The organism is Bacteroidota bacterium, assembly GCA_016213405.1.
Taxonomy (GTDB): domain Bacteria; phylum Bacteroidota; class Bacteroidia; order Palsa-948; family Palsa-948; genus Palsa-948.
Genome location: JACRAM010000057.1, coordinates 84,420 through 99,113, shown reverse-complemented (window position 1 = coordinate 99,113; position 14,694 = coordinate 84,420). Strand labels below are relative to the sequence as shown.

General features: G+C 40.6%; 11 protein-coding genes. 1 reads left to right on the top strand and 10 read right to left on the bottom strand.

The features are described 5' to 3' along the window. The first annotated feature begins 141 nt into the window (after positions 1-141). Positions 142-306 (top strand): hypothetical protein, encoded by a 165-nt coding sequence (locus tag HY841_06985; GenBank protein ID MBI4930489.1) that lies wholly within the window; start codon positions 142-144, stop codon positions 304-306. A gap of 3 nt (positions 307-309) precedes the next feature. On the opposite strand, the gene HY841_06980 is transcribed toward HY841_06985, so the two are convergent. From HY841_06980 to HY841_06935, 10 genes are all read right to left on the bottom strand, one after another. Beyond that, positions 310-1,536 carry an isocitrate dehydrogenase (NADP(+)) gene (locus HY841_06980; protein MBI4930488.1) on the bottom strand — a complete coding sequence of 409 codons (1,227 nt, stop codon included), beginning with the start codon at positions 1,534-1,536 and terminating at the stop codon, positions 310-312. A gap of 225 nt (positions 1,537-1,761) precedes the next feature. Continuing rightward, positions 1,762-2,076 (bottom strand): nucleotidyltransferase domain-containing protein, encoded by a 315-nt coding sequence (locus HY841_06975; GenBank protein ID MBI4930487.1) that lies wholly within the window; start codon positions 2,074-2,076, stop codon positions 1,762-1,764. Beyond that, entirely contained in the window at positions 2,052-2,444 is a 393-nt protein-coding gene (locus HY841_06970; GenBank protein ID MBI4930486.1) for a HEPN domain-containing protein, read from the bottom strand. The genes HY841_06975 and HY841_06970 overlap by 25 nt, the downstream gene beginning before the upstream one ends. Positions 2,445-2,564: 120 nt before the next feature. Next, positions 2,565-3,347, bottom strand: a complete 783-nt coding sequence (locus tag HY841_06965) for a gamma-glutamyl-gamma-aminobutyrate hydrolase family protein (protein ID MBI4930485.1) — start codon at positions 3,345-3,347, stop codon at positions 2,565-2,567. A 41-nt stretch (positions 3,348-3,388) separates the two neighbouring features. Continuing rightward, positions 3,389-6,361 carry an insulinase family protein gene (locus HY841_06960; GenBank protein ID MBI4930484.1) on the bottom strand — a complete coding sequence of 991 codons (2,973 nt, stop codon included), beginning with the start codon at positions 6,359-6,361 and terminating at the stop codon, positions 3,389-3,391. Between the two features lie 8 nt (positions 6,362-6,369). Beyond that, entirely contained in the window at positions 6,370-6,717 is a 348-nt protein-coding gene (locus HY841_06955; GenBank protein ID MBI4930483.1) for an ORF6N domain-containing protein, read from the bottom strand. Between the two features lie 81 nt (positions 6,718-6,798). Continuing rightward, entirely contained in the window at positions 6,799-8,541 is a 1,743-nt protein-coding gene (locus HY841_06950; protein MBI4930482.1) for a DNA polymerase III subunit gamma/tau, read from the bottom strand. 44 nt (positions 8,542-8,585) lie between these two features. Next, positions 8,586-9,854 (bottom strand): dihydroorotase, encoded by a 1,269-nt coding sequence (locus tag HY841_06945; GenBank protein ID MBI4930481.1) that lies wholly within the window; start codon positions 9,852-9,854, stop codon positions 8,586-8,588. Positions 9,855-9,875: 21 nt separating this feature from the next. Beyond that, complete coding sequence (locus HY841_06940; GenBank protein ID MBI4930480.1) at positions 9,876-11,942, bottom strand: BatA domain-containing protein; 2,067 nt, start codon at positions 11,940-11,942, stop codon at positions 9,876-9,878. Between the two features lie 102 nt (positions 11,943-12,044). Next, on the bottom strand, positions 12,045-14,582 hold the full coding sequence (locus HY841_06935; GenBank protein ID MBI4930479.1) for a M1 family metallopeptidase: 2,538 nt from the start codon (positions 14,580-14,582) through the stop codon (positions 12,045-12,047). Between the last annotated feature and the right edge of the window lie 112 nt (positions 14,583-14,694).

Sequence of the window (14,694 nt, the reverse complement as noted above, 5' to 3'; positions counted from 1 at the left end):
TCTGACTTTAAAGAGTTTTAAAAAGAGTGAGGATTCTCTGTCTACGAACATACCTCAAGGGTTGTTTTGTAACGCATATTGCTCTCACTCTTTTTTTCTTTTAGTTGCACTAGTTTATTTAATTTCGCAAACATACGAGTTATGCAAATAAAAAATCTCCGTGGACAGACAATCACTTTCAATCGTGACAATCTCGCAAGCGGACTGTATTTCGTTCGGATTTCAACTCCCTCTCCCAGCGGGGGAGGGACACAGGGAGGGGGCAGTGAGGTCATTGCAACAGGCAAACTTGTAATCACCGACTGACCATTACTTCAATCTCGCCTTCAGATTATTATCAAGCGCAGTTAAAAACTCTTCCGTGTACAAATAATGTTTCCCGTGCTCCACATTATTTCCGTGAACGCAAATTGCAAGGTCTTTCGTCATCTTTCCTGACTCAACCGTTTCAACGCAAACCTGCTCAAGCGCTTCGCAGAATTTTATCAGTTCGGCATTGTTGTCAAGTTTCCCTCTGAAAGCAAGTCCGCGCGTCCATGCAAAAATAGAAGCGATAGGATTTGTTGAAGTGGGTTTTCCTTTCTGATGTTCGCGGTAATGGCGCGTAACTGTTCCGTGCGCGGCTTCGGCTTCCATGCTGCTTCCATCAGGAGTTACAAGAACGGACGACATCATGCCCAGTGAACCGAACCCCTGCGCCACCGTGTCGCTCTGCACATCACCATCATAGTTTTTACAAGCCCACACGAAAGCGCCATTCCATTTCAAAGCCGAAGCAACCATGTCGTCAATCAAACGATGCTCGTAAGTGATGCCGGCTTTTTCGTACAGCGATTTAAATTCTTTTTCATAAATCTCCTGAAAGATATCCTTAAAGCGACCGTCATATTTTTTCAGGATGGTATTCTTGGAAGAAAAATACAAGGGCCATTTTTTCAAAAGCGCCACATTGAAACACGACTTTGCAAACCCGCGGATGGATTCATCGGTATTGTACATCGCAAGAGCCACACCATCTCCTTTGAAATTATAAACTTCAAACGACTGAGCAGTTCCGCTTTCCGGAGTGAACGTAATCGTGAGCTTTCCTTTTCCCTTCGTCACAAAATCCGTAGCGCGGTATTGGTCGCCAAACGCGTGACGCCCGATGCAAATCGGCTTGGTCCAGTTCGGCACCAGTCGCGGAATATTTTTGCAAACAATCGGTTCGCGGAAAACGGTTCCGTCAATAATGTTCCGAAGCGTTCCGTTCGGAGATTTCCACATTTGTTTCAGGTTGAACTCTTTTACACGCGCTTCATCGGGAGTGATGGTGGCGCATTTGATGCCCACTTTATATTTTTTTATCGCCTCAGCAGCGTCAACAGTCACTTTGTCATCCGTTTGGTCGCGGTGTTCAATTCCAAGGTCATAATATTTTATATCCAACTCCAGATACGGAAGGATGAGTTTGTCCTTGATATATTTCCAGATGATGCGCGTCATTTCATCGCCATCTAATTCTACTACCGGATTTGCAACTTTTATTTTTGACATAAAAAGAGTATTGAGTGTTGAGTATTGAGTAGTGGGTATTGAGATTAATAAAGTGGACAAATATACTTGAAATAAAAAAGGTGTGGTGACGTTTTAAAATTATGGAAAACTTTATCTTTACATATCATTATTTTAAACTTCATTCCAAATGGCAGACGAATTAGAAAAAATCCTCACAGAGGGGGGCAAAACAGTAGGCAGTAGGTAGTAAGCAACAAAAAAATATTACACCTTAATTTCAATGCCTGTTTTTTTTATTTCGCTGATAAAAGGGTCGCCTTTGGCAAAATATTTTTTTGAAAAGGTATGGGGTTCTATTATGGAGAAATGAATATTCGCCTTCACAATTTTTTTGCGGTCGGCAAGAGGGAAATCGGTAAAGTCGTCAGACACAAGCGCCACATCAATGTCGGAATATTTTGAAAAGGAACCGCTGGCGTAAGAGCCAAACATTATAGCTTTATCAATATGCACATTCAGCATGCTGCAATAACGAATATATTTTTTTACGGTTTCTATTGCAGTTTCTCTTTTAGACATTTTGAGATGGATTTAATTTGTTTGACGTATTGTTCTGCTACATGCTTGGTTGTTTCTTTCACAAGGTTGTTTACATAATCGGGATACCTGCCTTCAATCTGAAACCAATTCAGCACATCTAAAAACTCCATATCGTTATCATCCAATTTTATTTCTGACAAATCAAGTATTCGTACGAGATTATGAATCTTTGGAGGATAATTTTCTTTATGACTTTTCACCCACAATGCTTTGGCAAGCTTTTCTAAATATAAATGCCCGAAGAACAATGCGTGAACGTATTTTCTTCCTTTCATCAGGTAATTCATCACTTCCCAATCTTTCTCTGCGCTTTCCAGCCAATATACGATATGTTGTTGTTTGTTCATTTGTTAACTAACACAAAGATAAAAATTACAGAAGATTACAAGCAAAAATACAGATATTCCCTGTGAAATATGAAAAAGGCATTTCACAGGGTTAAAATTATACAAGTAAAAAATATTAATTCATCGAAGGGACAGAGACTGCAAAAACTTCTCCTTTAAATTTTTCGCCAGCCCGCTTTCCTGTTCTTTCATCCTCTCAGGATGCCACTGTACGAGAAGTAAGAAAGGTTTGTCTTTAGGATTTTTCCATTCAATGGCTTCAACTATTCCTTCTTTATCAATGGCGGTTGCTTTCAACCCCTTGCCAATCTTTTCTGCCGACTGGTGATGCGCGCTGTTTACAATCCAAGCCCCCCTCCATCTCCCCCCGTTAGGGAGAGGGCTTGATACAATTGCAGACAAACAAGAATTTTTTTCTATCTCTACCAAATGGGTTTGGTCGTAGCCCTGCGCTTTTGAGTGGCGCGTTCTCGTTTTTCCCTGCAGATCCGGAATGAGCGTTCCTTTGAAATATACATTCGCTATCTGAAGCCCTCTGCAAATTCCGAGAATGGGTTTTTTGTTTTTCACCGCGCGGGCAATCACTTTCATTTCAAATTTATCCCGTGCTTCGTTCACATCGAGTTTTAATTCTTTTCTCTTTTTCCAGTACTGTGGCTTGCCGTAATATTTCGGATGCACATCTTCTCCTCCTGATAAAACAATGCCATTGCATCGGTCAACATCCGCCACATTATTTTCTTTGGGAGAAAGTTTGATGATTTCAACCTTATCTGAAACAAACCAGTTTTCATAGTTAGCCCAGCGGTTGCAATCAGTGATTCCAATAACAAAGCCCCTCTCCGTCTCTCCCCCAAGGGGAGAGGGAATTTTTTTTTTTGCTTTGTGGTTTGTCTTTTTCATTTTCATTCTCCCTTCCCTTGGGGAAGGGCAGGGATGGGCTCTTAATATCCAAACACCTCTTCCAGCGTCAACCACTTCACCGCTCCGTACTTCTCCAGCACTTTCTGGTCAATTAGTTTTTTATTTCCGAGAACAACGATGGAGTACTGCTTATTGCTGATATGTTCGGAATGAAACCTTTTTATCACGTCCATCTTCATAAGCTGAACCTGTTCATATACATCCTTGCGTATGTCGTGGTCGAGCCCAAGTTTTTTCGCGTGCTCATAGTCGAAAAGGATTCCCGTCTTGGTGATTCTTGAACTGCGTATGTTTTCCAGCACTGCTTTCTTGGAAGCGTTAAACACCACGTCCGATTCAGGCATGCTCTTCATCAAACCGAAAAGTCCATCCATCGCTTCGGGCAATTTATCCGCCTGCGCTCCAATGTACGCTTCTATGTAATTATTTTTGTCAATGCGGTTCGCTTCAATATAATCCGCATACACAGAATAGGCGAGCGCTTTTGACTCGCGCAGCTCCTGAAAAACGATGGAAGACATTCCTCCTCCGAAATATTCATTGAACAAACGCATGCTCGGTGCGAGGTCTTTATAATACATTTCCGATTTAGACACGAGCAAAATCTCCACCTGCGCCATGTCATAATCAATGGCGAAAACTTTATTCATGGGCGTGGGCAGTTCTTCAAATTTTGTTTCGGCAGGAATCAGCTTCACCGCGTCAGGTGTTTTGTGATACTTGTTCAGCATCACAGAAATCTCTTCGGGCTTCATCGAACCGTAATAAAGAATACGGTGCTGAAACGATGTAATTGATTTAATGATGTCAATCAATTCTCCCGGCTTCAGCGAATGCAGTTCTTTTTCCGAAAGAATATTTGTGAACGGTGAAGCGGGACCGTACTTCGCATAGTTGAACATCGCTTCAAGAATAGAATTCTTGTCAAGCTTGGCATCGCTTCTTTTTTTCAGAATGTCGGAAGCAAGATTGCTGAGCGCTTCGGGATTTGGTTTTGCATCGCTCAACAGACTTTCGAAGAGCGCGACTCCCTTTTCAAAGTTTTCTGACAATCCGCTCAGATAAACATACGACTGGTCTTCTGAATTGAAAACACCAAAACTGCAGGCGAGTTTGTAAAACTCCTGCTGTAGCTGCTCGGGAGAATATTTGGATGTGCCGAGATAAGGCAGATACTCAATCGCCACAGGAAGTTTTTTGTTGTGATTGCTTCCCATATCAAGGATGTAATACATGGTAAAAGTTTTGCTCTCTTTGTTCTCCGTATAAAATACAGGAACGCCTGCGGTGAGCGAAGTCGAACCGTTTTTCCTTACGGTAAACTGCTGAATATCTTTCGCGTAGTCAAGGAATTTCGGTTCAACCGTATCAGCAGGAGTATTAATAATATTTTTAAGGAAAGGACTCTGCTCGTTGCGGTTTGTTTCCACAGGGTGAATTTCAGGTTTGTCAACTTTCTGAACGTTATTGTCTTCTCCCGTACGTTTGTACACCACCACATAATTGTCACCATAATATTTATTTGCGAAGTCAATGATTGCCTGTTTCGTAATTTTTGAAAGATTGTCAATATGATTCACGTAGTCAGACCACTGAGTACCTTCAATGAACGCACTTACGTAATCATTTGTTCTCCCTCCGTTATTCTCGTAACGTTTAACTTGTTGAAGTTTCATGTTGCTGATGATAACGGATAAAAGCCAGTCCGGAAAATCCCCTTTCTTCACTTTGTCTATTTCCGATAGCAAAAGTTTGGTAAGGTCTTCCAGCTTTTGTCCTTCTTTCGGGTCGGCAGAAAAAATATGCGCGGAATAATCTTTCAGTGTCATCGCATAACAATTTGCTGAAAGAGTTTTTTGTTTCTGCACAATGTCTAGGTCAATCAAGCCCGCTTTTCCGTTGTAGAGAATTTCATTCATCAGTTCAAGCAGGTCCGCTTCTTTTGTTCCCGCACCGGGCAAACGAAAACCCAGCGTCATCGTTTCAGGAAAGGGACCGACCACTTCTTTCACAATAGGAGATGCAATCGGATTTTCTACAGGAGGATTGAACGCAGGAACGGGTTTTGAAATTAATCTTCCCATTGTCTGGTCAATCCATTTGATAGTGGAATCAGGATTCAGGTCTCCTGCCATGCAGAGTGCGATATTGTTCGGAACATAATACGTGTGGAGATATTCTTTTATTTTTTTCAGCGAAGGATTTTTCAAATGCTCAATAGTGCCGATAGTGGTTTGCGTTCCGTAAGAATGTTTTTGCCAAAGCCCTTCGTACAATGCATCATCCATTTTTTCATAGTCATCATCCAGCGTGCGGTTCTTTTCTTCGTACACCGCTTCCAGTTCCGTATGAAACAAACGCATCACAGGGTTTCTGAATCTTTCTCCTTCAATCATCAGCCATTTGTGAATCTGGTTGGTTGGAATATCATTGATGTAAACCGTTTGTTCCAGCCATGTGTAGGCATTCGTTCCCTTCGCGCCAATGTTCGACATCATTTTGTCATACTCATTCGCAATAGCAAACTTTGACGCAACGCCCGACACGCTGTCAATCACATGATAGATTTTTTTCCGTTGAGCAACATCTGTTGTCTTGCCGTACACATCATAGAGTGAATCAATTTTTTTCAACTGCATTTCTTCTTTGTAAAAATCAAGCGAGCCGTATTTATCCGTGCCTTTGAAAAGCATGTGTTCTAAGTAATGCGCCATGCCCGTTGCATCGCTCGGGTCTTTTTTGCTGCCCGTGCCCACCGCAATGCTCGTGTAAACGCGCGGTGCGTTTTTGTAAACGCTCATGTAAACTTTCAGTCCGTTATCAAGCGTATAAATGCGTGTATGAATGGGATCGTTGGGAACAGAATCGTAGATATAATGTTTATCAAGAGGTGGAAGAACAAAAGGCGCTTTCTCTTGCGCTGTAATATTTTGTATTGGCGGTTGCGTGCCCCAAGTGAATGCTATGCCGAAGAGGTAGAAGAAGAATTTCATTGATGTACTTAGTTATAGTTCTTGAGTCTTAAAACCGAGGAGAGCATTGCCACACCGTGTTCGGTAAAAGCGTAGGGAATGTATTTACTGCCTCTGTGTTTTTTAGAACTCATCACAATCTGTGATGAGTTGCCTGATATAGAATTTGAACTCATCACAATTTGTGATTTCAACTTCTCCCATTCAGATTTTGAAAGTTGAAACATAAAATCAGGAGGAAAGCGATTCCTATTCCTTTTTACTGCTTGATTTAATACACGAGTTTCTACATTATATAATTCGGCTAAATAAAAATCCAGCATAATGCGATGTCCGCGTATTTCAAAAATCCTTTTTTGTTTTATAGTCAATCCCATTTTTCTTTTGAGGTTCCAATTTGGAACCTTAGACTGATTTTTTTTGAGAAGCTAAATTAGCTTCTCAAAGATATGTATTAATCAAAAATCAATTTCCAACCCAAATTGTTGACGCAGTTTATTCAGCGCAGGATTTTTTTCTGAGAGCCGCTGAAATTTTTCCTCGCCTGTGTAAGGTTTGCGTTCTGTTTCGTTCTTGTCAACAATAATTTTCAATTGCAAAGCAGGATTTTTCAGCGCGTTTCTTAAAAAAGTAAGCAAGTCAATCTTTATCGCGTCAATTTCGTCTTCCTGCACCTGATTCAAAACGTTAAAGGAAATGGTGTTCGCTTCTTCTTGCACGGGCTTTCTCGCCATAAGTGTGCCGGAAAGATTTATTTTATTTTTTTTCTTAAGGAATTCGGCAAAGGAAGTCCAAACCGAGAGCAAATCATTTGCACCCTCATTTATTTCCCCCTCAGGAGGAGAAGATTTCAATCCGTTAACGTTTTGCTTTGTGGTTGTTGCATTTCCATTCGTCAAGCCAGAAATGGATAACATACTTTTTATCGGTGACTTTGCAGCTGTGGTGGGGACAGTAGTGGTTGATTTAGTTTGGACAGGAGTTGATTTTTCGTAAACAGCTTGCTCTTCTTTTACTTCCGAAACTATTTTTGAAGAAATGGTTTTATTTTCTCCCTCCCTAACGGGGAGGGCAGGGGTGGGGCTCAGTATATCATTTTTTTTTTCAGCGCCTTGTAGCGAACACAACTGAAGAAGTGTAAGTTCCACCAACAAGCGCTGGTTTCGGCTGGCTTTGTACTGCACATCCGCTTTGTTGAGAATGCTCAGGCAACGAAGGAGAAAATCAGGTTCTGTTTTTTTGCTCTGCGTTTTGTAGAGTCCGCGAATGCTCGTACTTACTTCTAAAAGTTGTAGCGTAATTTCATCTCGGCATACCAAGAGATTTCTCAAATGCTCTGCTAATCCGTTGATGAAATGATGTCCGTCAAAACCTTTGTTCAGTATTTCGTTGAAGATGAGAAGCGATGAAGAAGTATTTTTTTCCAGCAATGCATCCGTCACCTTGAAATAATAATCATAATCCAGAATGCTGAGATTGTCGATGACCGATTTATACGTAATCACATCTCCCGACAGCGAAACCATCTGGTCGAAAATACTCAGTGCATCGCGCATGGACCCATCTACTTTTTGGGCGATGGTGTGCAGCGCTTCTTCTTCGGATTTTACTTTTTCTTTTTTTGAAATAGTTGAAAGATGTCCGACAATATCATCAATCTTTATCCGGTTGAAATCAAAGATCTGGCATCGGGAAAGTATCGTAGGAATAATTTTATGTTTTTCCGTAGTCGCCAGAATGAAAATTGCGTGTTTTGGCGGCTCTTCCAGCGTTTTCAGAAAAGCATTGAACGCATTTGACGAAAGCATATGAACCTCATCAATAATATATACTTTGTGAGTTCCGATTTGTGGGGCAAAACTCACCTGATTAATCAGATTGCGGATATCTTCCACCGAATTATTTGATGCTGCATCAAGTTCAAAAATATTTAATGAGTTACCTGTATTAAATGATTTGCATGAATCACATTCATCGCACGCTTCAATATTTGTTGTTCGGTTAAAGCAGTTGATTGTCTTCGCCAGAATTCGCGCGCAGGTAGTTTTTCCTACTCCGCGTGGACCGCAGAACAAATACGCCTGGGAAACGTGGTTTGTTTTAATAGCATTTATTAAAGTGCTCGTAATATGCGCCTGCCCGACAACGGTGTCAAACGTCTGAGGACGATACTTTCGTGCTGATACAATGAAGTTTTCCATCTGCTTAAATGAAGGGATACGAATATACAAAAAGAGGTATAACCTTAAAGGGATGTTTCTAACTTCCCGTTATTGACAACACCCACAATTTTCCCTTTCAGTTTCTTGCCGATGAAAGGCGTGTTTTTGGATTTGGAGCGAATAGATGTCTCATCGAGCTTCCATTCTTTGTTTGGAAGGAAGAGCGTGAGGTTGGCTTTTTCTTTCACTTTTATTTTCGGAACAGGCAAGCCAAGTATCTGCCGCGGGGCGACAGAGAATTTTTTAATGAGGTCTATAAGTCTGAGATTGCTGTAGGTATTCGCCAGCGTGAAACAGGTTTCCAGCCCAATCATTCCGAACGAAGCGTAATCAAACTCCACATTTTTATTTTCTACATCCTCTGGCGAGTGATCGGAAGTAATCGCATCGATTGTTCCATCCGCTAAACATTTTTTCAGGGCGCCCATATCTTCTTTTGTGCGGAGCGGAGGATTTACTTTGCAGTTCGTATCAAAATCTTTCAGTGCAGAATCATCCAGTGCTATATTGTATGCATTAACGGAAGCAGTTACTTTCAGTCCTTTTTTCTTCGCTTCGCGGATAAGTTCAACAGATTTTTTTGTGGAGACGGAAGGAAAGTGAATTTTCCCGTTCGTGTATTCGCAGAGGAAAAGATTCCGTGCCACCATCACTTCTTCCGCCAGTGCAGGAATCCCTTTCAGCCCAAGAGAAGTGGAAATTTTTTCTTCGTTCATGTGCCCATTCAGAGAAATTGTTTTCTCATCGCAGAAAGGCATCAGCAGTCCTTTGAAATTTTTTGCATAGAGAAGGGCGCGCATTAAAAGTCCAGCGTCAGCAACCGGTTTCTTGTCATCCGAGAAAGCAACTGCGCCAGCCGTGTGCATGTCAAACATTTCTGAAAGTTCTTTTCCGTCAGTGTTATGCGTTATCGCACCCACAGGAAAAACATCCACAATATTGCCCGCAGATTTTTTCTTTACATATTCTATCTGCGATTTATTGTCAATGGGAGGGTGAGTGCCGGGCATCACCGCAACACCCGTGAATCCGCCAGCCGAAGCCGAAGCGCAACCGCTAAGCAGATCTTCTTTGTACTCGTGACCAGGGTCGCGGAAGTTCACCTGCATGTCAAAAAAACCTGGCGCTACATGCAAACCATCTATGTCAATGACTTTTGTATTGCTTGTGACTTCTAACTTGGCACTTGTGATTTGCCTGATGATTCCGTTCTCAATAAAAATGCTGACTGTTTTGCCGGTGTAAGGCGAGGAAGGGTCTACAACTTTCGCGGACTTTATGAGCAATTGCATTTCAAGTGGCAAAGATAGAATTTATTTCCACAACCTGAGAAGAGCAGTTTCTGTCGCTAGGAAAATGAGAACGAGAAGAATACACCACTTCCAAAGCTTTTTGCCTTGCCTGATGTCTGCCAACACTTTGCTGATGTCGTTCTCTCCCGCATCAATGAGAGAAAAGTTTTTGAGATTTGATTTTTCATAGAGTGAAATAAGTTCATCAGGAGAATACCGGCTGAGGTCTGATTCTTTTCTGTTGTAGTTGAAAGAAATTCCTGAAATGTTTTCTACTCCTGCAAAGAGATTATAGTTGCCTGCATTTTTTATCTGGTCATGCACGAAAATGGTAGGCTGCAGGTCAACGATCCTGTTTTCCGGAATTATTTCAAAATTATTTTCACCTTTTATTTTGAAAACACTTTCTCCTGTGAGTTTGGGAGTAACGGGAATGGAGTTGTCTTCGCCAACAGTATAAAACAATTCTGAAGAGGGCTGACTGTTTATCGCAATCTTATACATCAATGGAACAAAGATTGCGTGCTTGGCGAAATTACTCCAGTCGGAGTTCAACGGGACAGCACTCAGATAAACTTTTCCTTTTTTGAAAGTGTATTTTGAAAAGAAAGGATTTCCGTTTCTCATTTTCAGAAGAACTTCTTCGCTGGTATGATTGGAGTGTGACTGCGTGTAATGAGATTGTAAAACGGGCAAATCTAAATTCTCTCCCCTTTTCTCGAATACATCTGCAAAAATTTCATTTTCAAAATTTACCCAGTCGATTTTTGTGTTGGTGGTATCTTGTCGTAAATAAAAATTTGTTCCGAGTGAAGAAAGAAATGATTTGTAAGATCCGGTATCTGTTTCTGTGGAAGGAAACACGATCAAGCTTCCTCCATTCTGTACAAAGCGGTCGAGTTCCTGTGCAAGTCCTGACGAAATATTTTTTAGTTCGGATAAAACGATCACTTGCTGTGAAGTGAGAGATGCGTAGTCAATATTATTTTCGTCTTGGTTTGTCAGAATAAAAAGAGAATCCTTGCCGAACAATGATTGAATTGATTTCTTAGAGTCTTCCCTATTGCCCCTCTCCATAGGGGGAGAAGCAGCCGAAATGCAGGTGATAGAAATATTTTTTGCCACATTAAAAGAGAAATAAAATTTATCATCATATGTCACCGGATAATCTGTGATTTCAATCCTTCCCTGTTGAATGCCATGTTCTTTAATCACGAAAGAAAGTTGAATGTCTTTGCTTTCGTTTGATGCAATGGAGAAGGAAGCAGGAGTTTTTTGCTGGTTGTTAAGGAAGAGTTTTACGGGAACGTTTTCCGAATTATTTTCAGAAATATTTTTGATTCTGACATTTAATTTTTCAGTTTGGTTTAATTGGTGTACTGGCGATTCAAACCAGCAGGAATCAATATAGAGATTACTTTGCTGGTTGGAAGGAACGGGAAGAAGAATTGTTTTGATGCTTGTATCGTTCTTCACATTTTCAAAATCAGAAATAGATTTTTGAAAATCAGAAACAATGAATGCTTTTTTATTTTTTTCTTCTGTTTTGCTTAGAACGTCAGTTTGTCTAGCTGAAATTTCAGAAACAGTTTTCACGGCAGGACTTACTTTTACTTCGTCCAGCAGGGTGAAAAATTCTTCACGGCTGACTAATCGCTGATGTTTGCCTTCAAAATCGTTAGTGAGGAGTTGAAACAAATCTGTCTGCGAGTGTGTTTGGGCGATCTCATGAGCTATTTTTTTTGCTTCGTCAAAGAGCATTCCGTTCTTGCTGATATTTTCCATGCTGAAGGAATTATCCACATATACGCTCACCGCCTGAATTCCTGCCACTGCATTTTTTTTATCGGATGGAATATAAGGTTGGGCAAAAGCAAACACCAGAAATGAAACAGCAAATATCCGTGAAATCAAAATAAGAATATGTTTAATACGATTCCTGTTCTGCGTTTGTTGTTTTACTTCCTTAAGAAAACGTATGTCAGAAAAATAAACTTTCTTGAATCTGCGAAAATTGAAAAGATGAATGATAATGGGAATGGAAACTGCAAACAGCGCGAACAAAAACTGGGGATAAACAAAATTCATTTCTCTAAAACGTAATCTTACTTTTTATATTTCTCAATTTATTTTCTTTCACATCGACAGGAGGTTTCTCGAGAGTTGGAGGCAAGGCAAAAATAATTTTCATTACTTAACAACTTGTTTGATGATTTTATTTTCCCATGGTTTCCATTCTTTTGATTCAACGTAATTAATGATGATCCGCTTATACGCAGATTGCAGATAAAAAAATGAGAGTGCATCAGAGGCCGGTCCGCTCAGGCGGGTGTTAGAGCTGAGCATTGCGTTTGTCAAATATTCTATTTCAATTTCATCAAGGTAGTTTAATTTCTTAAGCGAGTTCATCGCGTTTGTACGCGTGCGGAATTCATACGCATCGCTGCACAAACTCACGAGCTGGTCAACATATTTTGGATTTATCAGAGAAGAAATCTCCAGCCATTTTATTTTCACGTTTCTTCCGGGCATTCCTTCCACGTCTTTTGTCTGCTCAAGATAGAAACCGATTTTATCAGGATTTGCGAACGAAAGATTTTCAAGAACGGTTGCAATAATATCGTACGAAGGGTCTTTCAATAATTTTTCTACACTGGGCAATAATTCTTCGGGAAGAAGTTTGAAATTATCGAGCACTGATTTTCGCACAGGGGCATCTGTGTCCTCCAAAGCAAGTTTTATAATTTCTTCCGACTGCTTATTGTTATCGTGAGAAAGCTGTTTTACGATTTCTGCTTTCAGCGCATGGAAGTTTGCTTTGTCCTCTGTTTTATAATACGCAACCAGAAAATCACGCTTGCGCTCAATGTCAATATCCTCCATTGCAACGAGTGCGTCATATCTGTCCAGCAGGCTGACGGATTTCATAGCTTGTGATTTCAGCATATCAAAACTTTTATTGAACGAAACGGATTTCAGCACTTCGTTATCGGGGTCAAACAAAGCGAAGTCAATTTTTTTTCCTGCTGGAATCGGCAGGTGAACAATTTCAGTTTGCTTTTCAATCCATACCTGTTTTTTCTCAACGGTTCCATCGGTATAATGAACTTCAAACCATATCGGCATTTTCCAAAGACCTGCTGGAGAAGGGAAATGATTATCTGTCTCCTGAACAAACGGGTCAGTATTCACCGCGTTAGTTTTATTTCCTCCTGACTGCGGAAGCCCGGTTACTTCTGATTGCTCTTGCACCTGCTGAACTAAAAATTCTGAATAGTGCGAAGAATTTTTTTCTCCGGCATTCTCCGTTATGTCACGAAAAGAAACTTTGTAGTTCGGCTCTCCTCCTTTGTAAATCCATTCTTCCCAGAACCAATCCAACTGAATACCCGTAACTTCTTCGCAGGCGATGAGAAAATCTTCAGAATCTACATTGGTGTATGGATGAGTTTCAAGATAATGTTTGATGCATTTGTTGTAAACTTCTCTCCCGCCGAGAATATTTTTTAACATACTTAACACGAATGCTCCTTTGGGATAATGGCGTACCGTTCCTGCTTCGCTGTGCGCGATGGGATAAGAATTTTTTTTTGATTCTTCTATGGAATTATTTTGAGCAATTCTTCTTCCCCAGTCGTAATGATTTTTGCCAAACACTTCTCGTTCAAAAAGCCAGTTGTAATAGGTGGCAAAACTTTCCTGTAGCCAGTGATGCGCATCGCTTCGGGCGGTGATAAAATCTCCGAACCACTGATGAGCGAGTTCGTGCGCGTTCACTGAAACATAATCCCGCTCCATGCTCCCGCGCTCATCACAGAAGAAAAAATCTCCGAACACAGTAGCTGTAGTATTTTCCATTGCACCATACATGAAGTCCTGAACAGGAATTTGCGAATACGATTCCCATTGATATGGAACCCCAATTTCTTTTTCATAAAAATCAATCATGTTTTCGCTCCATCGGTAAGTGTTCTGAACTCTGTCTTTCCATTCGGGATAGTAATAAAGATTGACGGGCACACCCGATTTTGAAAATCGTTTGTCAATTTCATATTTTCCAATTCCAAGCATGATGAGGTAAGAAGCGTGGGGGTGAGACATTTTATAATGCCATGTGTAGGTTCCGTTCTTGTTTGTTTTTTTGTCGATCATTTTTCCGTTAGACAGAACTTTGTACGCTGTGTCGAAAATAACAAACATTTCAGTTATGATTTTATCGTTCATCTCATCGTACATCGGAATCCAGTTGCGGTTTTCAATGCCTTGTCCCTGCGACCAGATTTGTCTGCGGCAAATTCCGGTTTTGTCATTCCATCCGATGAAATAAAGTCCTTGGCGCGGAGTGCATTCGTAAGTAATTGTCATGGAATCTTTTTGTTCCCACGCAAGAGAAGGTGTGTAGATGACAACAGTTTCACTATCAGAACGAAATTTTGCCGGTTTTCCGTTAAGCGAAACTTCTTTTATATTCATGTTGATTCCGTCAAGAACAATAGAATCGGTTTTTTGCAGGAGAGGAATAAATGTATGCGTAACTTTTCCTTTTACCAGATTTTTTGTCGGCTCAAAGGAAACTTCCAACTTCAGATGCTGAAAATCCACCATGTGTTCGCGCGGAGCGAGAAGGGGATCATTTATATATGAGCGAGTCTTAGATTGTGCGTAGGAATGAATGGCGAATAACGAATGACAAATAACGAATGCAACAACAAAAAAGGGTTTTTTCATATAGATGATTCGGAACGCAATAATACGAAGAAAGATTTAGACAGATTTATCCGTTTGCATTCGTGTTTTTTTTCGTCTGAATCTCGGTTGTTTAACAATATTTAACGAAACC